Raw genomic sequence first — 23,720 nt, forward strand, 5'->3', positions numbered from 1 at the left:
TTATACTCATCCAGGTTACCCTCAGCCTTCAGGTACTGCGCGTGTCCAAGATGATGGTCTTTACGGGGAACGCTAACCCCGATCTGGCTCGGCGTGTCGTACGTCAGCTGCATATCCCACTCGGTGACATCTCTGTCGGAAAATTTTCTGACGGCGAAATTACCGCTGAGATTAATGAAAATGTCCGCGGTAAAGACGTTTTCATCATTCAGCCGACTTGTGCTCCGACCAACGATAACCTGATGGAACTCGTCGTGATGGCTGATGCCTTCCGCCGCTCCTCAGCTACTCGTATTACTGCTGTTATTCCTTACTTTGGTTATGCCCGTCAGGATCGCCGTCCGCGTTCCGCACGTGTGGCTATCAGCGCAAAAGTTGTCGCTGACATGCTTACCGTAGTCGGCATCGATCGTGTTCTCACGGTTGATTTGCATGCTGACCAGATTCAGGGTTTCTTCGATATTCCTGTAGATAACATCTATGGCTCCCCAGTTCTGGTGGATGACATCGAAGATCAGCGCTTTGAAAACCTTATGATTGTGTCCCCGGATATCGGCGGCGTCGTGCGTGCACGTGCTGTTGCCAAATCCCTGGGCGTCGATCTGGGTATCATCGACAAACGCCGTGAGAAAGCCAATCACTCGGAAGTGATGCATATCATTGGTGATGTCGAAGGGCGTACCTGTATTTTGGTTGATGACATGGTCGATACCGCCGGCACTCTGTGCCATGCGGCTAAAGCCTTGAAAGAGCATGGCGCTTCCAAAGTGTTCGCCTACTGCACACACCCTGTGCTGTCGGGTCGGGCAATTGAGAATATCGAAAATTCCATGCTGGATGAGCTGGTGGTGACTAACACCATTCCGCTGTCCGCTGCCGCACAAGCCTGTACGCGTATCCGTCAACTGGATATCGCACCGGTAGTGGCTGAAGCGGTTCGCCGCATCAGCAACGAAGAATCGATCAGTGCGATGTTCCGATAAGGGCCCTGCCCTTCTCTGACATCCCGCTGACGAAAAGCGCCCCGCCCCAGCAGCCTGTTGGGGCGGGGCTTTTTTGCCCATACCGTCCATAGCGCTGGTCGCAAACGCTAGGTCGGATGTGGTTATTTTGGAGATACAACATGAACGATTTTACTCTGAATGCTGAAGTGCGTTCCGACCTGGGGAAAGGTGCGAGCCGCCGCCTGCGTCGTCTCGCAAGCCTGGTTCCAGCTGTAGTTTACGGTGGCGAAAAAGCCCCTGAATCCATCAGCATGCTGGCTAAAGAAGTTGCCAAACTGCTCGAAAACGAAGCTGCTTACAGCCACGTTATCGAACTGACCGTTGGCGGCGTCAAGCAAAACGTAATCATCAAAGCTCTGCAGCGTCACCCGGCTAAAGGCCACGTGATGCACGCTGACTTCGTACGCGTTATTGCTGGTCAGAAGCTGACTGCAATCGTACCGGTTCACTTCATCGGTGAAGCTGCTCCGATCAAGAAAGGCGGCGAGATCTCGCACGTTGTTGCTGAAATCGAAGTTAGCTGCCTGCCAAAAGACCTGCCTGAATTCATCGAAGTTGACCTGGCTAACGCCGAAGTCGGCTCGATCATTCACCTGTCTGACATCACCGCCCCTAAAGGCGTTGAGTTCGTAGCTCTGGCTCACGGTAACGACCTGGCAGTAGCCAACGTTCACGCGCCACGCGTTGCACCAGAAGCAGACGCAGAGTAATTCATTACTCTGTCGTTGGAGTTATGAGAAACATCGCGAGCTAACACGCAGCGAGTAAAGCGGACAAGATCGCGAAGTTTACTCATGTAAACCCGCTTTTTTGTCCGCTTTCGCCGCTAACTGTCAGTGGCGATGTTATCCACAACTCCATAGAAGGGCCCTTGTCGTGACCGCCATAAAACTGATCGTTGGCCTGGGAAATCCAGGCACCGAATACGAACAGACCCGGCATAACGCAGGGGCCCTTTTTGTTGAGCGTCTCGCGTCGGCAAACGGGGTCAACCTCGTTGCGGACCGCAAGTATTTTGGCCTGACCGGGCGTTTCAGCCACCAGGGTCAGGATGTTCGTCTGTTGATTCCCACCACCTATATGAACCGAAGCGGCCAGGCCGTTGCGGCGCTTGCCGGTTTCTACCGCATTGCGCCTGAATCCATATTGGTGGCCCACGACGAACTCGATCTCCCACCCGGCGTTGCCAAGCTCAAACTGGGCGGCGGCCATGGAGGTCATAACGGACTGCGCGACATCATTGCGCAACTGGGAAACAACAATAATTTCTACCGTCTGCGGCTCGGCATTGGCCACCCAGGCGTCGCCAGCATGGTGTCCAATTTTGTTCTGGGTCGAGCGCCTCGCGCCGAACAGGAAAAACTGGACGCCAGCATCGATTTTGCCCTCGGCGTGCTGCCGGATATCCTCGCCGGGGAATGGAACCGTGCGATGAAAAACCTGCACAGCCAGAAGGCCTGACTCTTTATCCGAGGGGAAACACCATGGGATTTAACTGCGGCATCGTCGGCTTGCCTAACGTCGGCAAGTCCACCCTGTTCAACGCCCTGACCAAGTCTGGTATTGCGGCCGAGAACTTCCCCTTCTGCACGATCGAACCGAACACCGGTATCGTGCCGATGCCCGACCCACGCCTGGAGGCACTGGCTGCCATCGTCAAACCCCAGCGCGTACTGCCCACCACCATGGAGTTCGTCGATATCGCAGGCCTGGTGGCCGGCGCGTCGAAAGGCGAAGGCTTGGGCAACAAGTTTTTGGCCAACATCCGTGAAACCGATGCCATCGCTCACGTAGTCCGCTGTTTTGAAGACGAAAACGTGATCCACGTTTCCAACAGCGTTGACCCCAAGCGCGACATCGAAATCATCGACCTTGAGCTGATCTTCGCCGACCTCGACAGCTGCGAAAAGCAACTGCAGAAAGTCGCGCGCAACGCCAAAGGCGGTGACAAGGACGCAGTCGCTCAAAAAGCCCTGCTGGAGCAGCTGATTGCCCACTTCACCCTGGGCAAGCCGGCACGCAGCCTGATCAAGAACATGGACGCCGATGAGAAACAAATCATCAAAGGCTTCCACCTTCTGACCACCAAGCCGGTGATGTACATCGCCAACGTGGCTGAAGACGGCTTCGAAAACAACCCGTTGCTCGACGTAGTGCTGGCCATTGCCGAAGAAGAAGGCGCGATCGTGGTTCCGGTCTGCAACAAGATCGAAGCCGAGATTGCCGAGCTCGATGACGGCGAAGAAAAGGACATGTTCCTTGAAGCCCTGGGTCTTGAAGAGCCGGGCCTGAACCGCGTGATCCGTGCCGGTTACGAAATGCTTAACCTGCAAACCTACTTCACTGCCGGTGTACAGGAAGTACGCGCCTGGACCGTGAAAGTGGGCGCTACAGCTCCGCAGGCTGCCGGCGTGATCCATACCGACTTCGAAAAAGGCTTCATCCGTGCCGAAGTCATCGCCTACGACGACTTCATCAAGTTCAACGGTGAAGCCGGTGCGAAAGAAGCCGGTAAATGGCGTCTGGAAGGCAAGGAATACATCGTTAAAGACGGCGACGTATTGCACTTCCGCTTCAACGTGTAAAACACCACACGTATAAAAAGACCGCGCCCAGGCGCGGTTTTTTTTGGTCCCGGGTTTGTTCAGGCGCCCTCCCGCACTCTGCCGGGCAGTAAGGGTCTATGGTTAATGCCATCCTTCACCAAGATCGGGAGCATCGATGATCCCCAGTGCCAAATCCCTCAGTAACTATGCAGACTCCATTGCAGACAAAGTCAAAACACGTTGGGCCTCAGGTTGGCGCGACGCTCTGGCATCGGCCATCGCGGCTGCACTGGCCTGGATTCTCGCCAAATATTTCTTTGGCCATGTGCACCCGGTGTTTGCCGCCATCAGCGCCGTCGTCTGCCTGGCCCCCGGCCTGCCCAGCCATGGCAAGCAAGCCTTGGGTTTGATGCTGGGGGTAGCCACCGGGATTATCGTGGGCGAGGCCGCCTTGTGGCTGCCGGACTCCTACCCCTTGCTGCGAATCGGCTTTGCCACGTTCTTTGCTATCGCCATTGCAGCCCTTTACGGCCAGGGCCCCGTGGTGCCGATTCAAGCCGGGGTCTCTGCAGTATTGATGCTGGCCGTCGGCCCTGAAAGCGCAGGTTTTGTGCGCATGCTGGATGTGGTGGTCGGTGCGTCCGTGGGCTTGATCTTCAGCCAGATATTGCTTACGCCCAACCCCATCGGAATCATTGATAGCTCGGCAAAAGACCTGCTGGAAAAACTCGCCTCGGGCTTCAGCAAAAGTCTTCAGGCCCTCGAAGCAAAGGACGCGGCCAAGGCTCAAAGTGCGGTGCAGATCTTCTCTCGCGCTCACGACAGCCTGATTGCCCTGGAAAACGGTATCAGCATGGCTCGCAACACCGCGCGCTGGACGCTGCGCGGGCGCTTTGTATCCCGTGAGGTAAAGGACATTGCCGGGCGTTACGAACGTCACGCCGTGCGCCTGTACGCCAGCTCCCTGCTGTTCGCCGAAGCCTTTGCCGATGCCTTGCGCAAGGAGCAAGGGCCACCACCGGCCTCGCTGCATGAACGGCTGAGCAACGTCGCCGCAGGATGTGCATCCATCGCCAGGGATGATGAGCGGCCAGAGTTGGTGGCGGTGTCCAAAGATCAGCTGGCCGATGCGGTTTCCGCACCGTGGCAACTGTGCTTACAGCACATGAGCACCGTTGAAAGTGCCCTGCTGACGTTTGGCTTTACCACGCAAACAGACGAAAAAAGGGTCATCGAAAATACTCGATGACCCCTGGCTGCCGCTGATCAAACTTTTTTGGTTCGTGGCAGCAGGATCGCCAGCACTCCGAACAGCGGCAGGTATGAACACAGCGTGTAAACGTATTCGATGCCGTGAATGTCAGCCAGATGGCCGAGCAATGCAGCACCAATGCCGCCAAAGCCGAACATCAGGCCGAAGAAGATGCCGGCGATCATCCCCACGTTGCCCGGCACCAGTTCCTGCGCGTACACCACAATGGCTGAAAAGGCCGAAGCCAGGATAAAGCCGATAATGACGCTCAGGACGCTGGTCCAGAACAGGTCGGCATAGGGCAGCAGCAAGGTGAACGGCGCCACACCCAGAATCGAGAACCAGATCACCGCCTTGCGGCCGATCTTGTCACCAATGGGGCCGCCGAAGAACGTACCCGCCGCAACCGCTCCGAGAAACAGGAACAAATACATCTGCGAGTTGGCAATCGATACGCCGAACTTTTCAATCAGGAAGAAGGTGTAATAGCTGGTCAGGCTCGCCATGTAGAAGTACTTGGAGAACACCAGCAGCCCCAATACCACCAGCGCACCGATGACACGCTGCTTTGACAGGCCGTGGGTGGCCTTCTGACCGGCTTTGAGCTTGAACAGGTTCAAGTGATTGCGGTACCAGCGACTGATGACGTACAGCAGCCCTACGGCGAACAGCGCAAACAGGCCGAACCAGGCCACATTGCCCTGGCCAAAAGGAATGATGATCGCCGCCGCCAGCAGCGGACCGAAGGCAGAGCCGGCATTACCGCCGACCTGAAAAGTCGATTGCGCCAGACCATAGCGCCCGCCTGATGCCAGTCGCGCTACCCGGGACGCTTCGGGGTGGAAGGTTGACGAACCGACACCCACCAAAGCCGCTGCGACCAGGATCAGCGGAAAACTGCCAACCTGGGACAGCATCAAAATCCCGATCAGGGTGCACACCATGCCCGCGGGCAACAGCAGCGGATTGGGATGACGGTCGGTGTAATAACCGACCCAGGGCTGCAACAGCGAAGCGGTGAGCTGGAACGTCAGGGTAATCAGACCGATCTGGGTAAATGTCAGGTCATATTTGGCCTTGAGCATCGGGTAGATCGACGGCAGTACCGCCTGGATCAGGTCATTGATCAGATGCGCCAGCGCCACGGCACCGATGATGCGCATGACTAAGGGGCTGGATTGCGGGACAGAGGAGGACTCGGTTGTTTTTGTTTGAGCGTTGCTAAGGGACATTTTAGTTTCCGGACAACAGGTGAATGTGCACTTGCAGGTGCGTCAATGTGCCATTTTTTTACAGAAGATTTCCATTCCAGGCATGAAATCCTTAAGCAATTGATAGCACAGAGAAAAATTTCAGATATTTGCTTGACACATGTCCAGTACGAGGGAATAATGCGCGCCATTGGCTACATAGCTCAGTTGGTTAGAGCATAGCATTCATAATGCTGGGGTCCGGGGTTCAAGTCCCTGTGTAGCCACCAAACACCGGTTCAGGCTCATCGCAAGATGAAATCGAACCAACAAGAAGCCCGCCTAGTGCGGGCTTTCTTGTGTCTGGGGTATTGGTTTTGCCCTCGCTCTTGCAAACCGGAAAACGCCACGCCTGCTCCCCTTTCGGCACCATCATCAACAGCACTGAAGTGGCTGGCCTGAAATTCCAGCATCAAGCCTCAGGCAAGACTTTGCCCGGGTTCATCAGGCCGAGCGGGTCCAGTGCCTGTTTGATCAGGCGCATGACACCGACTGCCGCTCCGTGCTCCAGGCCCATGTACTTGATCTTCCCCGAACCAATGCCGTGTTCACCGGTGCACGTACCCTCCAATGCAATGGCGCGCTCCACCACACGCTCATTGAGCGCTTCGGCCTCGGCCATTTCTGCCTCGTTATCCGGATCGACCACCAGCCCCAGGTGGAAGTTGCCATCCCCCACATGCCCCACCACTCCGACGAAAAAAGAGACCCTGGCGACATCTTCGGCGGTTTCGGTAATGCATCGGGTCAGCGCCGAAATCGGTACACACACGTCAGTACTCCAGATCCGGGCATTTGGCCGCATGGACTGCATCGCATAGTGCACATTGTGCCGGGCACGCCACAGGCCATTGCGCGCATCGGCATCCGCTGCTGCCTCAAACCCTAGCGCACCATTGCTTTGGACAATCTCGCGAGTCAGCTCTACCTGCTCCGCCACACTGGCCGGGGTGCCGGCGAACTCGAAAAACAGGGTCGGCGTTTCGGCCAGCGCCATCTTCGAAAAGCGATTGACCGCCTGCACCGTGCGCGCATCCAGCAGCTCAACGCGCGACACCGGGATGCCGTACTGAATGATGGAGACCACCGAACTCACCGCCGCCGCGATCGTGGGGAAGGTACAGACGGCCGCTGACGTCGTTTCCGGAATGCCGTAAAGCCGCAGAGTGACTTCGGTGATGATCCCCAGCGTGCCTTCCGAACCGACAAACAAGCGGGTGAGGTCGTAGCCTGCTGCCGACTTGCGCGCGCGGCCACCGGTCTTTATCACCTGGCCATCGGCGAGTACTACGGTGAGGTTCAATACGTTCTCGCGCATGGTGCCGTAGCGCACGGCATTGGTCCCTGATGCGCGGGTTGCCGCCATGCCGCCCAGGGTGCTTTCGCCTCCGGGGTCGACCGGAAAGAACAGCCCGGTGGTGCGCAGTTCGGCATTGAGCTGCATGCGCGTGACGCCCGCTTCGACGGTCACATCCAGATCATCAGGACGCACGGTAATGATCCGCTGCATGCGGCTCAGGTCTATACAAACCCCGCCCCGGGTGGCGCCCACATGCCCTTCCAGTGAAGTACCGCCACCAAAGGCGATGATCGGCACCCGCTGCGCGGCACAAAGCTTGACGATGGCTGCGACCTCGGCTGTGGACTCGGCATAGCACACCGCGTCCGGCGGCAAGGTCGGGTGGTAAGACTCACCACGGCCGTGCTGCTCGCACTCGGCACGGCTGGTGCTTAAACGCTCACCGAGCAGCTCGCGCAAGGCATCGAACAAGGTGGGCAAAGAAGATGACTGAAGCGCTTGGGAAGTGGCCATTGAAACGTCCATATTATTGTTGGGGGACGAATCTAAGGTACAACAACTAGTATACAAGTTTAAAGCTGATGTTCCGTTATCATGATGCCCCACACAGCCTTGAGCCATGGCTCGGCGAACAAAACCTGCGTAGATCCGATGAGCAAATCCGTAGAAAAGTCCCTCGCCATGCGTCTGGCCAATGAGATCCGTGAAGCCATTGTCTCGGCGCGTTTCGACCTGGGCGAGGCGCTGTCCGAAGAAAGTCTGGCCGCCGCCTTCGAGGTCAGCCGCACGCCGGTTCGCGAAGCCCTGGCGCTGTTGCAGACCGAGGGCCTGGTGAACGTGGTGGCCAAATCCGGCAGCTACGTGTTCAGCCCGACCGAAGACGACATAGTCGAGCTCTGCGAGCACCGTGTGACCCTGGAGGTCGAAGCCTCGCGTCGTGCGCTTGAGCGTAACCCCGAGGCCACCCTGCAGGCACTGCGCGATGCCCTGGCACAGATGATCATGGCGCTGGAGCAGGATGACAGGCTGGCCTACGGCGCTGCCGACACCGAGTTCCACTTGAGTTTTTTCAAGTTCAGCGCCAACCGTTATCTGGTGGACGCCTACGAACGCAACCTGGGCCGTGTCGCGGCCTTGCGCACGCATCTGGCCCGGCGCGCCCGGCATGAGCCGGACCGTTCGTTCAACGATCACCGGCAGATGATCGAGCTCGCCGAGGCGGGCAAGCATGGCGCGCTGGCGACCCTGCTCAGCCGCCATATCCTGCGAACCCGCGAGAGTTACATTGCAACCCTGCGCGAGCGCCAGGAGCTGGCGGGCCCTAACAGTGACCGGGTGGAAAGAATCCGTCGCAAGCTGCGTTTGTAGCGAGCGGGCCGAACCCGCTCTCAGCCTGCATCGCTAACCTTCAGGGTACAGCTCCCCTTCAACCATCCTCGCCACCACGCCGTGCAGGCGGTTAAGCAATGCCTTGATCGCCACTGCTGACTCAGGGTTCAAGGACTCACGCAGCAAGGCGATTTCACACTCATTGCATGCCGCCGCCAGATTGACCGCGCAGACCGTGGCAAATGAACCATTGATTCGATGCACATAACTGACCAGTGTCGCGCTGTCGCCTTGCTGCAGCGCCAGCCCGGCCTGGGTCAGGTCCTCCTGCAGGGTGCTGATAAACAGGCGATGCATGGCCGGCGAAAGCGTAATCCAGCCTTCAAGGTCGTCTGCGGGTTCAGCCCTGGCGGCGGATTCCAGCACGGGCGCAGGGGCCTGCGTTGTCTGCGGGCAATAAGCGCACAGGGTCTGGCGCAAGGTGCTCAGGCTCAAGGGTTTGACCAGCCATGCATTCATCCCGACTTCCAGACAGTGTTCACCCTCCTCACGCATGGCATTGGCGGTCACACCGATAATCGGTACAGCCGGATCAAGCTCACGCAAGCGCCGGGTCAACTGATAACCGTCGAGCCTGGGCATGTTCACATCGGTGATCACCAGATCGAACGAGCCTTCGCTCCAGCGCACCAAGGCTTGCTCACCATCCTCTGCCAATGTCACTCGAACACCCAGGGCTTCAAGCTGCTCCTTGAGGATTTCGCGGTTGACCGGATTGTCCTCGGCCACCAACACATTCAACTCCAGACTTGCCTGCGGCTGCGGCACAGTGGCGCTCAACTGCGGTGCAGTTCCCTGCGCCACCTGCATCAAGGTTCTGGCAATCGCCCGGATGTCATACGCATTGACCTCCCATCCCCGAGCCGTCCTTTGCGCCTGGCTGCGGCCCGACGCAGTCGCAATGACGCGCTCACCCGCAGCTTGTTGCGATTGCGTGGAACCCGTGACGATATCCAGCAGGATCGCATCCCGGTCTTCAGCTTCCGAGACCGGCAATAACTGCGCCCGCGCGCCCCAGGCACACAACCAGTCAACCAGGCTCTGGCCGATATCCTTGAGCGGCGCACGGACATGGATATTCACATTGCGCAGATCAATGTCTGCACTGTTGAGCAGCGCGCCGGCAATGACGGGCAAGGACATCTGTAATGAGAAGCTGCTGCCAAGTCCCGGCTCACTGACCACCCGCAAGTTGGCGCCCATCATTTCACTCAACCGCGAGCAGATAGACAAACCCAGCCCTGCCCCGCCTGCCCGCTCGCTGCCACCGACCTGGGAAAAAGGCTTGAACAGGCGGGTCAGTTGCTGCTCGCTGATACCGATACCGGTATCAGAAACCTGCCACTGCAGCGACACATGGTCCGGTTCAATGCCGGTCACTTTGAGCCTGAGAACAACCCGGCCTGAATCGGTGAACTTGATCGCGTTACTCAGCAAGTTATTAATGATTTGCCGGATACGCACTGCATCCCCGCATACCAGTGGCGGCAAGTTTGCGTCCGCACAGGCGAACAGTTTCAAGCCTTTATTGCTCGCTGCCGCCGAGTAACTGCGCACGCAATCTTCAAGTAAATCCAGCGGGCAAAAGGCTTGGGCTTGTACCGCCATTTGCCCCGACTCGATCTTGGATACATCCAGTACATCGCTGATCAACTGAAACAGAACGGCGGATGAGCGTTGAATGGTTTTCAGGTACTCGTGCTGGCGCTCATTCAGAGGCGTGAGTTCCAGTAGCTCCAGATTGCCCAGCACCCCGTACAGAGGGGTGCGGATTTCATGGCTCATGGTGGCCAGAAACAGGGTCTTGGCCTTGCTGGCTTCATCGGCCGCGAGCCTTGCCTGCTCCATCAGATTGGCGTCATCCACATGCCGGGTGATGTCATTGAAACCGCACAGCACCACATCCCTGCCCTTGTAGCGGGCGAATGCAAAACAGGCCTGCAGATAACGCCCGGCCACTTCAAGCTGGACCTCACCCGGCTCGCGTTCGGCGTAATCACGCTTCAACAAGGCAATCAGTTCAGGCGTGCCCTGCCACTGCTGCGCGCGCTGGTTCTCCAGCAATATGACGCCGGTTGCACGCTCTACCACACACAGGCCAACGGGCGCGTTATCGAGCATGACCCGATTGAACTCTTCACTTTCAGCCAGGGACTGGCTGGAGCGCTGAGCAGGCTCGATGATCCGCACCCGATACCAGCGGTTGACGCGCCAGCCAATCAGGACGAACAACCCAAACAGGCCCGCCGCGCCCATCAAGGGCCATTTCGCATAGCCAAAGAAGTTCTGATACGTGATGGCGTACAGGCCGATCCAGGGGTCGGCCCCGCCTGAGGTCAATTTGAAGCGCAGACCGTCACGGGTAAAACTCAGCCCGGGCGCCAGCTCTTCGACATTCCGAGCATCACCCAACAACACGTCGCCAGCAGGGGAGATCAGGGTCAGGCGACTGTTGGTGGGGCGCATCAACAAGCGTTCAAGGTCACTCACATCGCTGACATCAAGCAAGGCGCTGAGAATCACCGAACTCCCCTCGTTAGCCGCCTGCATAAAGCGCTGGGGAAGATTGACCTTGATAGCGCCCACTATGTATTTGCGCTTCTGAATGAGCTCGAGCGGAGCTTTCATCCACAACACTTGATCACTGTTGAGCGCCTGACGCCGGGGCAAAAACGCGTCGTACAAACGCTTGGTCACTGCAAAGAAATTATCCTTGAACAACAGCGGGTACTGGCGGGTGCCATCAATACCGGGGACGGCAATGGAAAACTGGGCGGTGGGTGAAAAGACAAACACTTGCGGTGCCGAATAATAAGAATCGGACCAGTAAGCCGTGAACAGATCGGTCAACTGTACGCCAAACGAATAAACCCCCTGCATATCATCCAGGCTGAACGTGTCGCGCTGACTGACGGTAAACGGCAGGGACTTGGCCGTGTCCCGGTTTTGAAATAAAACCTCGTTGTCCTGACGCATCAATTCAATGTGCGAGCGCGGCTTGTTGTCCATCGAAAAGTTGCCACTGGCGTGGTCATAACTTTCAGCGCCAATGCGTAAAAAGTCTTCGTGTTCATGAATACTTTCAATCAACCGTGCGAAGTGGAATTCGGTCTTTTCGCGTTCCTCCATCAACAAACGGTTAACGGCCCAATAACTCATGCCCACCAGCAACAGGGCAAGTCCGGTCAGCAGGAGCAACAGCTTGTTCAGTCGCAATGAACTCAATGCCAGTGCACCGAGACGTACCTTTGCTTGCTTCATTATTCAGCGCCGTCTTTTAGCTGGATGGAGCCTGGCAAGCCCACTAGCTGCCAAGGTATCTACGCACTTTGAGAGCTACAAAAAACAGCACTTTGCCCGCCCTGGACCACGCTTGAAACGACGAACAGGAATCGTCTGATGGGGCTATTCCACGTTCAGCTGCATCCTGTGCAACACCTGCTGCGGCACGCCGCTGTCAGGCTGACACTTAAAATGAATATCACACTTCATCTGTTTGTAAAGGACGTCTCCCATGTTTCAAAAAATAGGTAAATACACGGCACTTTGTGGTTCTTCGATGCTGATCGTCATGGCAGCGGCGACTGCTCAAGCGGCTGACGGCCAGGTTGAATTCACCGGCGTCATCAACGACAACCCATGCACCATCAACAGCGAAAGCGTGAAGAAATCCGTTGATATGGGCCAGGTGCGTATCGCTGACTTCGCCAGCACTGTTGGCTCTACAGCCGGCGCCACTCCGTTCTCCATCTCTCTGGAGAACTGCAGCGGCCCAACCCTGAAAAACGCCTCCATCAAGTTCAGCGGCCAACAAGCCGTTACTGATGCAACCGTACTGGGCATGACCGGTGAAAACCAGATCACTGGCGTCGGCATTCAGATCAACGATGCACGCACCGGCTCCAAACTGGCACTGAACACCGCCAGCTCTGATTACGTACTGCGCCCTCAAGGCAACACCTTCGATTTCACCGCTTCCTATGTACGTCTGGCGGCAGACACTGAAGAAGTGAGCGGTATCGGCACCGGTAAAGTTAACGCCCTGGCCAGCTTCGACGTTACTTACAAGTAATTCATGTTTTTAAACGAAAGAGCTCGCGTTCAATCGCGAGCTCGGTCGTTAGGTTAAACAGAGGACACCCTTCATGCGTTTAAAAATTGCAGCCTTGTTGACACTGGCAGCGGTCTTTTGGCTGCCCCAGATTCAAGCAGGCGTCAATGTCGGCTCTACGCGGGTTATTTATCAAAGCAAAGACAAGGAAGCCAATCTTTCACTCTCAAACTCCGGTGACGACGGCGTACCGTATCTGGTGCAATCCTGGGTCAGCACATTCGACAAACCGGATGAGAGCGCAGATGAATTCATCATCACCCCGCCATTGTTTCGCCTGGATGCCAATAGCCAGAATATCTTGCGGGTAATTGCGACCAACGCGCAAAACTTGCCCACCGATAAAGAAAGCCTGTTTTTTCTCAACGTAAAAGCCATCCCGGCCCTGAGTGAAGAACAACGCAATCAAAACGTGCTGCAAATTGCACTCAAGACCACAATCAAACTGTTCTACCGCCCTGCCGACTTGAAAGGCACGTTGGTACAAGCCGTTGAAGGGCTTCAATGGCGAGCGGATGGCGGCCACTTAAGTGTGCATAACCCGTCGGGCTATAACGTGGTAGTCAGTGAACTGCTGATTAACAACAACGCCAGCACAGGCCTGCCCGAAGTCATAAAACCCGGTAGTTCAATTACTACAAAAATACCGTTTAAAAACAGCGACACCCTCGAATTCAGCTACATCAACGAATACGGCAGTACGGTCAAGACAACACCTGTTATTGCTCGCTGAATACTGAACTACACGCCGACTGGAAGAACTCTCTCATGCTGCGATTGCGCATGTGCGCCTTCGCGCGCCGAATAAACTACTGGGGCCTTCTGTCCCTCAGTGCGATCAGTCTCACAACGACTGCCGTTCGCGCAGACTACAGCTTCGATTCTTCCTTTCTGGAAATTGGTGGCGGCAACAGTTCGGCCGAAGTAGCCGAGCAAGTAAAAGCCATGAGCCAAAGCCAACTTCCGGGTATTTATCGTGTCGACCTGTCACTGAGCAATCGTTATCTCGAACAGCGCGACTTGCAGTTTGTCCGCGAAACGCCGAGCCAGACATCGACCCCTTCAGGCTTGTTTCCCTGCTTCAGCCTTCAGGCCCTGACTGATTTTGGCGTTGACCCCGAGCGCCTGAAAAACACTGAGATCAGTGCTGACAACTGTGTGTACTTCCAGGGCGACCTGACCGGTATCACCTATGACTACGACTTCAATAAACAGCAGCTTGACCTGCAAGTGCCCCAGGCTTATATCGGCAGCATTCCATTCGCTACCCGCCGTAAAAGCTGGAGCGATGGCGAGCAAGTCGCTTTTGCCAACTATAACTTTTCAGGCAGCCACTACGAGAGCCAGTACGGCAATCGTCAGTCCCAGTTCGGCAGTGTGCACAGCGGTTTCAATAGCGGGGCCTGGCGCTTTCGCAACTTCTCGACCTGGCAGAAGAGTACCAACGTCGATGGCAACTGGAAGTCCGTGGACACCTATGTGCAGCGGGACCTGGGCAACCTGATGGCGATTGCCACGGTCGGTGAAAGCTCAACCGACAGCGATCTGTTTGACACGATTTCCTACCGCGGTGTGGGCATTGCTTCTGATCTGGACATGCTGCCGGATGACTCGCGCAACTTCGCGCCTGTAGTTCGTGGCGTGGCCAATGGCCGCTCGCTGGTGACGTTGCGCCAGCGCGGCTATGTGATCAGCGAACAGTGGGTGCCGTCCGGCCCGTTTGCGCTCAAGGATCTGTACTCGACCTCGGGCAACGGTGATATCGAAGTCACGGTTGAAGGCTCCAATGGCGAGCGTCAGGTGTATGTCCAGTCGTTCTCGTCCGTGCCCTACATGTTGCGCGAAGGTCAACAAAGCTACGCCGTGACCGCCGGCCAGTATCGCCCTGCAGACGGTGCATTGAACCCGCAAAAGCCGGGCTTTGTACAAGGCACCTACCGCCGGGGTCTGACTGACGGTACCACCCTGTTCGGTGGCACCATCGTCAGTGAACAGTACCACTCCGTGCTGGCGGGCTTTGCCCACGACTTTTCGGGTTTCGGCGCCATTTCGCTGGACGTGACCCATGCCATCAGCGACGACATGGGCCCGGACTCCAAGACCCTGTCGGGGCAGTCTTTTCGTTTTCGTTATTCCAAGTCCATCGATCTGACCGACACCAGCTTCAGCCTGATTGGCTACCGCTACTCCACCAGCGGTTATTACAGCTTTAACGAAGCGATCAATGCGCGCGCCAACAACTCCCTCGAACCCTATGTGGACGAGACACTGACCGAAAGTGCGATGTATACCCCGTACTTGAGCGGCCATATGAAAAGCAGCTTTACCGCCAACGTATCGCAGCAATTCGGCTCCTATGGCGGCATGTACGCCAACCTGACCAAAACCGATTACTGGAACCTGGCCAAGAGCAATACCTCGGTGCAACTGGGCTACAGCTTCAGTGTCGGGCGCGCGTCCTACAACCTGGGCCTGGCGCAGAACAGCGGCGTCGGTGATGACATTCGCAGCGTATCGTTGAGCGTGAGCATTCCCTTGGGCGATCCGGGCAGCAGCAGCCGTCTGGGCCTGAGCAACAGCCAGGATTCGGGCGGCAATGCCAGCCGCAACGCCACCTTCAGCGGCTCGTATTTCCCCAACGACACCCTGTCTTACAACCTGGGCATCAATCAGCAAGTCAGTGACGACGAGCGCTTGCTCGGCGGTTCGGTTGCCGCCCGTTACAACGCGGCCAATGCCATCTGGCACGGGTCTTACAACAAGGACCAGAACACCCGCCAGACGGACTATGGCGTGGAGGGTGCGATCGTCGCCACCGGTGACACCCTGATGTTCACCCAGCCTTTGGGCGAGACCAACATCATCGTGGCCACGCCCGGTGCCGGGGACGTCGGTGTGCTGACCAAAAGCGGGGTCAAAACCAACAGCAGCGGTTACACGATTATTTCTTCTGCCCAGCCCTACCGCAAAAACAAGGTAGCGCTCGATACCGACTCGTTATCGGACAACACCGACGTCGAGCAACTGGTGCAGGAAGTGACCCCCAATCGTGGCGCTTTTGTACTGGCCAACTTCGAGACCCGCAATGGTCGCCGCCTGTTGATCAGCCTCAGCGCCAAAGATGGCAAGCCGGCACCCTTTGCTGCCGAGGCTCAGGTTTATGGACTGGACGGCACCTTATTGAGCAACGCCATGGTGGCAGACAAGGGTCGGGTATTTCTGACTGGCGTACCCGAAAAGTCGCGACTGGTGATCAATGTCAGCGGCCGGCAGTGGTGCGCCACAGATCTGGACCTGAACAATTACACGCTGTCAGACACGGGCATCGGCCAACTGCAGATCAGTTGCGATACCCCGTCGGCCGCCCATGCAGACACTCAAGGTACTCCCGATGCATAACTCAACAAACCTGCTGCCCGGCTCGCGCCGGATTAAACGCTGCTTGCTGCTGCTTGGCTTGCTGTTGGGCCTTGGTTGCCAACAGGCCTTTGCACTGATTGAAAACAACCTGGCCTGTACCCCGACAGGCACCACAGGTGTGGTGAATCTGGGCGACCTGGCCCCGGGGCAGTATTTCGAAACAAGAATGACCGGCAGTTGCCGAGTGACGCGCAATTTCCCTTATGGCTCATCGTTGCAACACACCCAGGTCTGGACCGGCACAATAGACACCGGTTGGCCCATCTATGCGTGGTCGGATGCTGGAGGAGTAGTACCCGAACAGCCTTGGGGCGTCGCATCAACCACTTGCATGTCCCCCAACGGCAATGTCTGCCAGAGGTTGCCCGTCGGCACCATCGTTCCCTATAGCGTGCTGTATTACATGCCCTACGGTGTAAAGAACCCTGGTAACTACTCGATTACCTTTAACCTGACGAGTACCTCAATCAAAGGCTATGAAGGTTATGTCGACAAGATTCAAACCCTGACCCTTAAATTCAGGATTATCAATCCAGCCTGCACCATGAGTTCAAACAGTGCGCTGAACTTGCCGTTTGGTACTTTGAATTCAAATGACTTCGCGACTTCGCAGCAACTGGCAAATGTCACGCTGAACTGCACCCGCGGCACCCAGGCAACCGCCACGCTGGTGCCCACGCAAAGCGCTGTGAGTGGCAGCCCCGGGGTTTCGGCGACCACCCTGGCCGGCCTGTCGATGGCCGCCACCTGGGCCGATAACAACTCTGCCGTGACCTTCAACAGTCCGCGTACGCTCAACCTGACTACAGGCGCCAATACCATTCGCCTAGGTTTCCGGCCGCGCCTGAATACCAGTGTTTCACCCACTGGAAGTTTCACCAGCCAATACACCCTCAACATCAACTATCTCTGAATGACCACAGGAACCGATCATGAACTTGCGCTTATCAATGGCTGCAGCCCTTCTCACTGGTCTGGCGTGCACCTCTTCGTATGCAGACGACACCGTCACCATCAACGTCAGTGGCACCCTGACCAAAGCGCCCTGCTCCCTGACCAGCAGCAAAACCTTGACTGCCAACTTTGGCAGCATTCGCACCGACCAGATAAGCAGCGCCAGCAGCGTGGATATTCCGGTCACTCTGAACTGCCCGGCCAACTCGGCACTGAACGTCAGCATCAAGGCTTCGGGCGTCTATTCAGGCTCCACCACTTATGCGACTACCAGCAAGACCAACCTTGTGTATATGTTGTCGTGGAAAAGTGACAACTCCGTGGCCAATGTCACCGGCACCAAACGCAACCTGACCAATCAAAGCGGCACCGTAAACCTTGGTTTGACCGCCAAGCTGATTGCGATCGCCGCACAGACCGAGGGTAGTTTCACCGGTTCGTCGGTCATTACCCTCGAGTACCTGTGAGATGTTCATACAGGCCAGAGGCAGCCTGATTGCAGCACTGCTGGCGAGCGTAACGCTGTGCTGCGGCACAGCGTATGGCGATGAGGAGGCCAGCCGGCTCGATATTACCGGCACCCTGATAAAACCGCCCTGCACGGCCAGTTTCCCGACGTCGCAGAGTGTCGATATCCCCAAGGCGAGCCTGAGCGTGCTGAGCGCAGACAGTTCTGAATGGACTGATGTGGACTTGAACTTTCAATGCCTCAAAGGCAGCCAGGTGCTGCTGCGCTTTAGCGCGGGCAATGGTTCGTTTGACAGCAACACGCTGCGCACCACCCTTGACCGAGTGGGGTTGAAAACCCGCCTGAGTGATGTCAGCAGCAGCGTCAACACGGTGGATTTGACCCTGGGTGAACAGCATGCCTTCGCAGTTGAAGACACACTGTTAAAGCTCAAGCTCTCGGTGCGGCCAGTCAGGATCGGCAATCAAATGCCCGCAGTCGGCAGCTACAGTTCAACGCTGTTGATGGAAATGATCTACCAGTAAACCCGCTCGGTCAGGTGAACAGATTGGCTTTGAGGCACAGGATCAGCAACGCCTGATCATTGTCGACATCAAGCTTGCGCATTGCCGAGATCTTCAGGGTGCTGATCGTTTTAATACTGCGGTTCAGGCTCTGCGCAACTTCCCCGACCGCCATGCCAGAAGCAAACAGTCGCAGGACCTCGAATTCCTTGACGGTTAATTGACTGAGCCTTTGCGCAACATCATCCAGCTCCTCACTCGACGTACCCTCAGGCATGTCTTGCTGGTAATGCCCCTCCCGATAGAACGCATCCAGTGCGACCAGAATCTGCTCCAGCCCCGAGCTCTTGGATATGACCCCGCTGATGCCCAAGTCATACAACCAGGTCAAAACCTGCGGATTGGAAATCACTGTCAGCACTATGATCCGCGGCTCGGGAAAGTGCCGGCGCAGGTATTCCACCAGACGCGAGCCATCGCCGTAATGTTCATCACCCGGCATGTTGTAGTCCGTGATAATCACGTCAGGACGCAGTAGCGAAATCTTTTCGATTAATCCGGACGGACTCAGCGCCTCGCCCACCACTTTGAAACGCGGGTCGCGCTCGATGATTTCACGCACCCCCATCAACACAATCGGGTGATCATCGGCCAACAAGACTTTCATTTGCGCCATGGCTTACCTAACTCCAACTTTCTGTGTAGTCGCATGCCCCTATGGGACTGTGATCTGTCGGGTTCTTTCGTGCCATTCGCAGCCCCGTGCCCGGGCAACGACTACAGGTTCCACGGGTCAGCCTTTATGCAGTAAGTGAGTAAAGCATGGTCATTCAGCACTTCCAGCTTATGCATCGCAGACACTTTATGTGTACTGACTGTTTTGACACTTCGATTTAACTGACGGGCGATGTCCCCCACGCTGTTGCCGGCCACAAACAGCTGCAACACTTCAACTTCGCGGGGTGACAGTGTGGAGAAACGCTCATCAATGACCTTGAGGTTGGTGATTACCGACGTGGCCGGAGCCGCCGCCCCGGCATAGGGCCGACCCTTGGCCAGAGCATTCAGCGCTTTACCTATTTCTTGATGGATATGATTTTTTGCAATCACTCCCGCCACGCCCATTTCCAGCAAGCGAGAAATAATCAGCGGATTACTCTCCATGGTCAGCACCAGGATTTTCACCCCCGGAAAATGTTCAATCAGGTACTCGATCAGCTGCAGTCCATCACCAAAGGTCTCATCACCGGGCATGTTGAAGTCGGTAATCAACAAGGCAGGTTGATGCACTACCAGCTGCTCTACCAGTTGCGACGAATTCAGGGCTTCGCCGACAAGATTGAAACACTTGTCCCGTTGAATCACTTCCCGAAGCCCCACCAGGACCACCGGGTGATCGTCGGCAATCACAACCTTTAACTCGCGCATTGCCTGACTCCATATTGATGACGCAACTAAAGCGGGAATGCCCTGCAGGGGCTAGTTGCAGGTTGGCCAGGAGCTGTCTTCGAGCAACAGGGTTTCGAAATCTGTGCATGAGACGGCGCCGCAGATCAGGAATCCCTGGGCCTGATCACACTCAATGCTACGCAAGAATGCAAGTTCTGCCTGTGTCTCGACCCCTTCAGCAACCACCGTCAGTCCCAGCTTTCGGCTCAGCTCCACGAGACTGCGCAGGGCCGAGGCCAGATTTTCATTTTCAACACAGCCATGCACAAGCGAACGGTCGATCTTGAGTTCGCTGAAGGGGGTTGAGACCAGGTTGAAATAGGAACTGAAACCCTTGCCGAAGTCATCCTGGGCCAGGCCAAAACCCATCATGCGCAAGCGACAGGCGCCAGCATAGTAGTTACTGAGCTCTTCTGTGGTTGAGCTTTCCATCAGCTCAAACACGATGCTGCGCGGCTCGCCGCCATCGGCCATCACATAATCGCGCAAGCGGTCGGCCAGATCGTGGTTGTCCAGCAAGTGAGTAGGCAAATTGATCGAAACCGGGATATCCCATCCCTGCTCGCGCCACTTTCTTTGTGCCTGCAATGTTTGCTCGAGCATCAGCCACAGCAGTCGCTCCTCCAGCCCCTGGTTGATCAAGAGCGCAAGAAAGTCCTTGGGCAATAACAGCCCGACTTCGGGGTGAGCCCAACGGACCAGCGCTTCAGCGCTGAGAATATTGCCGTCGCGCAGAGACTTCTTGGGCTGGAACCACGCCTGGATCTGGCCGTTGCCCATGGCCGTTTCGATACTTTGCGGATCGACCTGTATACCCTGCGCAGGGTCCATGGCGCCGTTGAGCCGGAAGATCGCCATACGCTCTTTCAAACGCATGACGGCATTGATTTCCACCGGCTTGGAAATCAGGCCGACCACTGTAATACCCAGGTTTTTCGCCGCCAGGCCCGCACTGATCAACATTCGCCGCGACGAGGCACTCATCAGCGCCAGCGCCGGTGTTTTTTTCAGGGCCGCAATCCTCTGGATCAATTGCACGCCATCCATGCCCGGCATCAGCAAATCGCTGAGCAGCAGGTCATAGTCATTACGGGCCAGGCATTGCAGGGCACCCGCGCCGTCCCAAACGGTGTCAACTGCAAAGCCCCCCACTTCGCTGAATACATTCAGTAAATACTCATGCTGAAAGGGATGATCCTCGACGACCAGTACACGATAGGGCTTCACTGGATCCTCCTTTAAAGTGCTGAAGACAGTTGTATAGGGTGTGCAACGTGAAAGGCTTGATCAGGCAGTGATTCATCCCGGCGTTCAGGCAACGCTCGGAGTCGTCGGGCATGGCCTTGGCCGTTGCTCCGATGATTGGCTCAGTAATATTCATGGCCCGTAACCGGGTGGCCAGCTCATAACCGTTCATTCTTGGCATGTTGACGTCGGTCAAAATCAGATCGAATGTCCCGTGCTGCCAGAGCTCGAGCGCCTCCAGACCATCACTGGCCAATGTCACTGTGCAGCCCAGCTCCTGGAGCTGGTCACGCAAAATCAGCTGATTGATGACGTTGTCTTCCGCAACCAGGATTCGTAATCCGAGATTGAGCTCTGCCCTGGCGGCTCCCGTTTTTAAATGACTGTCTGTGCGCATGCCCTGCGCCTCGCACAGGGCGCGGTATACGTCCTGCAAGCTGTTGAGGTCGGCGTGCCAGCAAGGATTGGCAGTCGAGAGTGGCTGCGAACTGTGACTGGCGGCCACCACCAGCGGCCCCGTCCAGTCGGGCTCCAACAATTGCCGGGCACAGCCCGGGTGCAGTTCCAGCAACACCCCATCGTCACAGGCATCGCCCTGCTTCGGGGCTCCCAGATGAGCCCGTGCGCCCCAGCGTCGTAACCAGGCGCAATAACATTCAGCCAGCTCGCGCAGGGGCGATACCACATACACAACACTGGAAGACAATTTGCCCAAGGGGCTCAGGCGCGAAGGGGCCTTGACCTGTACCAAGGGCAAATGCAGGGTAAAGCTGCTGCCCAGGCCCGGCTCGCTGACCAACCGCATGGTGCCGTTCATCAAGTGCATGAGACGCTTGCAGATAGAAAGCCCAAGCCCCGTACCCGCGACCACGTGCTTGGCAGACTCCACTTGATAAAAGGGCTCGAACAAGTGGGCCTGTTCTTCATGGGCGATCCCTTTACCGGTATCCGAAACCTGCCAGTGCAACATGACCCGCTCATCATCGCGGCTGTCCATTTTCAGGCGCAGCACGACTTTTCCGTAGTCGGTGAATTTCAGGGCGTTGTTGAGCAGGTTGTTGAGGATCTGGCGGATACGGGTGACATCCCCGCTGAGCCACTCGGGCACCGTCGAATCAATCAGGGCAAACAGCTGCAGGCCCTTGGCCTGAGCAGCACCGCTGTATCCCTGAATCACCTCCTCTATCAATTCCATCGGGCTGAAGGTGTTGAGCTCAAGCTGTAGTTGGCCCGCCTCGATACGCGACACATCCAGTACGTCGCAAATCAGCTGCAACAGATTGCCGGAAGAGCGTTCGATGGCTTTTAAATAGTTGTTTTGCTGATCGTTGAGATCGGTGCGCGCCAGCAATTCAAGGGTGCCTAAAACACCATACAAAGGCGTACGGATTTCATGGCTCATGGTCGCCAGAAACAAGGTTTTGGCCTCATTGGCCCGATCCGCCAGCTGCCGGGCACGCTCCAGCGTCACTTCTATCTGTTTGCGCGCACTTATGTCGCTGAACGCACAAATCAGCACGTCTTCACTCTTGTAACGGGTCGGTGCAAACGCGAGGTAAAGAAGACGACCATCTTCCATCTCGACTTCATCGCTGTTGCTCAGGTCGGACTCGTCGAAAGCGCGATGAATCCAGCCATGGCACAACTTGCCACGCTCACTGCTAAGGCCCAGCCACTGTTGCGAAAGCGAGTTTTCCAGCACCACCGTGCCGTCCGTGCGGCGAATGACGCACAAGGCGACCGGCGCGACCTGCAAGGCAGCTCGACTGAAGGCCTCACTTTCAACCAGCGCCTGGATACGGTTTTCACCCGGAGTAATCAGGCGCCGGTCGATGCGCACGATCAAAAAGCGCAGCCCGATACAGACGGCAATGAACAGCAGCACACAAACCGCCAAAGGCCAGCCCAATACTGGCAGCAACGATTTAATGTCCACGGCATAGACGATTTGCCAGCCTGAATAACCCAGTTTTTTGCGGATCGCCAGGCTGTCGGGCAACCACCCTGAACCAATAAAGCCAAACGAGTTTCTGGCTTCCAGGGCGTGTAATGAATCCACCAGGGTGGACTGCGCGGCATTGGTGAAAATGATCTGCCCCTGACCGTCCAGCAACATGAAATCGCCAGCGCTATCACTGCGTAAAGCCTCGATCAGGTCCGGGACCTCAACTTCAATGCCCAACCAGCCGGAAGACAGGTTGCGGCTATCAAGGCGTGCGAATAAATAGAACGGGGAGTCCAGGACCTTGTTGTCGGTCAGCCAGAGGTCATCATCAAAGGAATACGCCCTGTCGCCCTCCTCGGCCAGACGTTGCAGGACCACCCGGGGCAAGAGGGGGTCCAGACCGGGGGATGCGTCAAACAGACGTACCACCTCGGGTTGATCGGCTGGCGGGACGTACAGCAGATTGACTTTGCTCTCGTACAGATAGTCCATCATGCGTCGGGTCAGCCACAGGCTCCAATGGCCCGCTTCACTGCCCAGACTGATTTTTATCTCTTCCAGCGGATCGACACTGTCAGGCGTTTGAGACAGTGCGGTGTCCGGCACCGTTGCCAGGACCAGACTTTTGAGCAAGGTCTGGCGGCTGACGAAAAAATCCTGAGCGTTGAACACTGCCTCGTTCATGACGCTGCGGCGCTGGGACACTTCTTCGTTAAAGACTGCCCGCAGGTAAACGAACGAGCTCGCGAAAACCGCAACTAACAGGCCGCAGGCAAAAAGATGGAGAAGTTTTCGGGCGGCTTGGGGAGTGGATTTCATGCCCCTAGCCTGAGGCCGGGGCATGATAAAAATAATCAGACAATTCCTGAAAGCACTCCCCCCC

General features: G+C 56.6%; 19 protein-coding genes and 1 tRNA gene. 13 read left to right on the forward strand and 7 right to left on the reverse strand.

Annotated features, from left to right (window positions below; translation table 11 throughout):
- The first annotated feature begins 41 nt into the window (after positions 1-41).
- The 5 genes from B195_RS18955 to B195_RS18975 all read left to right on the forward strand — a co-directional run bounded on the left by B195_RS18955 (position 42) and on the right by B195_RS18975 (position 4,799).
- Positions 42-983 carry a ribose-phosphate pyrophosphokinase gene (locus B195_RS18955; protein ID WP_003439794.1) on the forward strand — a complete coding sequence of 314 codons (942 nt, stop codon included), beginning with the start codon at positions 42-44 and terminating at the stop codon, positions 981-983.
- A gap of 140 nt (positions 984-1,123) precedes the next feature.
- Positions 1,124-1,714: a 50S ribosomal protein L25/general stress protein Ctc gene (locus B195_RS18960; RefSeq protein WP_003439792.1), complete on the forward strand. Its 591-nt coding sequence runs from the start codon at positions 1,124-1,126 to the stop codon at positions 1,712-1,714.
- Between the two features lie 166 nt (positions 1,715-1,880).
- Positions 1,881-2,465, forward strand: a complete 585-nt coding sequence (pth, locus tag B195_RS18965) for an aminoacyl-tRNA hydrolase (RefSeq protein WP_003439790.1) — start codon at positions 1,881-1,883, stop codon at positions 2,463-2,465.
- Between the two features lie 23 nt (positions 2,466-2,488).
- A complete protein-coding gene (gene ychF, locus B195_RS18970; RefSeq protein ID WP_003439789.1) occupies positions 2,489-3,589 on the forward strand; it encodes a redox-regulated ATPase YchF in 1,101 nt (366 codons plus the stop codon).
- 136 nt (positions 3,590-3,725) lie between these two features.
- Positions 3,726-4,799 (forward strand): aromatic acid exporter family protein, encoded by a 1,074-nt coding sequence (locus B195_RS18975; protein WP_003439782.1) that lies wholly within the window; start codon positions 3,726-3,728, stop codon positions 4,797-4,799.
- A 17-nt stretch (positions 4,800-4,816) separates the two neighbouring features.
- On the opposite strand, the gene B195_RS18980 is transcribed toward B195_RS18975, so the two are convergent.
- Positions 4,817-6,034: an MFS transporter gene (locus B195_RS18980; RefSeq protein ID WP_083912781.1), complete on the reverse strand. Its 1,218-nt coding sequence runs from the start codon at positions 6,032-6,034 to the stop codon at positions 4,817-4,819.
- Between the two features lie 171 nt (positions 6,035-6,205).
- Here B195_RS18980 and B195_RS18985 point away from each other — a divergent pair.
- Positions 6,206-6,282 (forward strand) — tRNA-Met (locus B195_RS18985).
- A gap of 182 nt (positions 6,283-6,464) precedes the next feature.
- Here the strand turns inward: B195_RS18985 and B195_RS18990 are convergent.
- Positions 6,465-7,865 (reverse strand): FAD-binding oxidoreductase, encoded by a 1,401-nt coding sequence (locus B195_RS18990; protein WP_003439767.1) that lies wholly within the window; start codon positions 7,863-7,865, stop codon positions 6,465-6,467.
- 81 nt (positions 7,866-7,946) lie between these two features.
- Here B195_RS18990 and B195_RS18995 point away from each other — a divergent pair, with 81 nt between their 5' ends.
- Positions 7,947-8,720: a GntR family transcriptional regulator gene (locus tag B195_RS18995; RefSeq protein WP_100917177.1), complete on the forward strand. Its 774-nt coding sequence runs from the start codon at positions 7,947-7,949 to the stop codon at positions 8,718-8,720.
- A gap of 33 nt (positions 8,721-8,753) precedes the next feature.
- Here B195_RS18995 and B195_RS19000 read toward each other — a convergent pair whose 3' ends face one another.
- Positions 8,754-12,002, reverse strand: a complete 3,249-nt coding sequence (locus B195_RS19000; protein WP_003439765.1) for a hybrid sensor histidine kinase/response regulator — start codon at positions 12,000-12,002, stop codon at positions 8,754-8,756.
- Between the two features lie 253 nt (positions 12,003-12,255).
- On the opposite strand from B195_RS19000, the gene B195_RS19005 reads away from it, so the two are divergent.
- The 6 genes from B195_RS19005 to B195_RS19030 all read left to right on the forward strand — a co-directional run bounded on the left by B195_RS19005 (position 12,256) and on the right by B195_RS19030 (position 18,219).
- On the forward strand, positions 12,256-12,813 hold the full coding sequence (locus B195_RS19005) for a fimbrial protein (RefSeq protein ID WP_010657328.1): 558 nt from the start codon (positions 12,256-12,258) through the stop codon (positions 12,811-12,813).
- A 73-nt stretch (positions 12,814-12,886) separates the two neighbouring features.
- Positions 12,887-13,585 (forward strand): molecular chaperone, encoded by a 699-nt coding sequence (locus B195_RS19010; protein WP_003439763.1) that lies wholly within the window; start codon positions 12,887-12,889, stop codon positions 13,583-13,585.
- A gap of 35 nt (positions 13,586-13,620) precedes the next feature.
- Complete coding sequence (locus tag B195_RS19015) at positions 13,621-16,251, forward strand: fimbria/pilus outer membrane usher protein (protein ID WP_003439762.1); 2,631 nt, start codon at positions 13,621-13,623, stop codon at positions 16,249-16,251.
- A complete protein-coding gene (locus tag B195_RS19020; protein ID WP_003439761.1) occupies positions 16,244-17,185 on the forward strand; it encodes a fimbrial protein in 942 nt (313 codons plus the stop codon). Before B195_RS19015 ends, B195_RS19020 begins: the two co-directional genes overlap by 8 nt.
- Positions 17,186-17,204: 19 nt before the next feature.
- Positions 17,205-17,693 carry a fimbrial protein gene (locus tag B195_RS19025; protein ID WP_003439760.1) on the forward strand — a complete coding sequence of 163 codons (489 nt, stop codon included), beginning with the start codon at positions 17,205-17,207 and terminating at the stop codon, positions 17,691-17,693.
- Position 17,694: 1 nt separating this feature from the next.
- Entirely contained in the window at positions 17,695-18,219 is a 525-nt protein-coding gene (locus B195_RS19030; protein WP_003439758.1) for a fimbrial protein, read from the forward strand.
- 10 nt (positions 18,220-18,229) lie between these two features.
- Here B195_RS19030 and B195_RS19035 read toward each other — a convergent pair whose 3' ends face one another.
- The 4 genes from B195_RS19035 to B195_RS19050 form a co-directional block, all read right to left on the reverse strand.
- The gene (locus tag B195_RS19035; protein WP_003439756.1) at positions 18,230-18,874 is read right to left on the reverse strand and encodes a response regulator; all 645 of its coding nucleotides are present in this window, start codon (positions 18,872-18,874) and stop codon (positions 18,230-18,232) included.
- Positions 18,875-18,975: 101 nt separating this feature from the next.
- On the reverse strand, positions 18,976-19,626 hold the full coding sequence (locus B195_RS19040; protein WP_003439755.1) for a response regulator: 651 nt from the start codon (positions 19,624-19,626) through the stop codon (positions 18,976-18,978).
- 51 nt (positions 19,627-19,677) lie between these two features.
- The gene (locus B195_RS19045) at positions 19,678-20,874 is read right to left on the reverse strand and encodes an EAL domain-containing protein (RefSeq protein WP_003439754.1); all 1,197 of its coding nucleotides are present in this window, start codon (positions 20,872-20,874) and stop codon (positions 19,678-19,680) included.
- Positions 20,825-23,656, reverse strand: a complete 2,832-nt coding sequence (locus tag B195_RS19050; RefSeq protein WP_003439753.1) for an ATP-binding protein — start codon at positions 23,654-23,656, stop codon at positions 20,825-20,827. The genes B195_RS19045 and B195_RS19050 overlap by 50 nt, the downstream gene beginning before the upstream one ends.
- Between the last annotated feature and the right edge of the window lie 64 nt (positions 23,657-23,720).

Origin of the sequence: Pseudomonas sp. Lz4W (assembly GCF_000346225.2) — a bacterium.
GTDB lineage: Bacteria > Pseudomonadota > Gammaproteobacteria > Pseudomonadales > Pseudomonadaceae > Aquipseudomonas > Aquipseudomonas paraversuta.

Coding starts and splice junctions, on each gene's coding strand:
- B195_RS18960 (WP_003439792.1), top strand. CDS start 1,124: ATGAACGATTTTACTCTGAATGCTGAAGTGCGTTCCGACCTGGGGAAA.
- B195_RS19025 (WP_003439760.1), top strand. CDS start 17,205: ATGAACTTGCGCTTATCAATGGCTGCAGCCCTTCTCACTGGTCTGGCG.
- B195_RS18980 (WP_083912781.1), bottom strand. CDS start 6,034: ATGTCCCTTAGCAACGCTCAAACAAAAACAACCGAGTCCTCCTCTGTC.
- B195_RS19035 (WP_003439756.1), bottom strand. CDS start 18,874: ATGGCGCAAATGAAAGTCTTGTTGGCCGATGATCACCCGATTGTGTTG.
- B195_RS19010 (WP_003439763.1), top strand. CDS start 12,887: ATGCGTTTAAAAATTGCAGCCTTGTTGACACTGGCAGCGGTCTTTTGG.
- B195_RS18975 (WP_003439782.1), top strand. CDS start 3,726: ATGATCCCCAGTGCCAAATCCCTCAGTAACTATGCAGACTCCATTGCA.
- B195_RS19050 (WP_003439753.1), bottom strand. CDS start 23,656: ATGAAATCCACTCCCCAAGCCGCCCGAAAACTTCTCCATCTTTTTGCC.
- B195_RS18990 (WP_003439767.1), bottom strand. CDS start 7,865: ATGGCCACTTCCCAAGCGCTTCAGTCATCTTCTTTGCCCACCTTGTTC.
- B195_RS19005 (WP_010657328.1), top strand. CDS start 12,256: ATGTTTCAAAAAATAGGTAAATACACGGCACTTTGTGGTTCTTCGATG.
- ychF (WP_003439789.1), top strand. CDS start 2,489: ATGGGATTTAACTGCGGCATCGTCGGCTTGCCTAACGTCGGCAAGTCC.
- B195_RS19030 (WP_003439758.1), top strand. CDS start 17,695: ATGTTCATACAGGCCAGAGGCAGCCTGATTGCAGCACTGCTGGCGAGC.
- B195_RS19000 (WP_003439765.1), bottom strand. CDS start 12,002: ATGAAGCAAGCAAAGGTACGTCTCGGTGCACTGGCATTGAGTTCATTG.
- B195_RS19040 (WP_003439755.1), bottom strand. CDS start 19,626: ATGCGCGAGTTAAAGGTTGTGATTGCCGACGATCACCCGGTGGTCCTG.
- B195_RS19015 (WP_003439762.1), top strand. CDS start 13,621: ATGCTGCGATTGCGCATGTGCGCCTTCGCGCGCCGAATAAACTACTGG.
- B195_RS19020 (WP_003439761.1), top strand. CDS start 16,244: ATGCATAACTCAACAAACCTGCTGCCCGGCTCGCGCCGGATTAAACGC.
- B195_RS18995 (WP_100917177.1), top strand. CDS start 7,947: ATGATGCCCCACACAGCCTTGAGCCATGGCTCGGCGAACAAAACCTGC.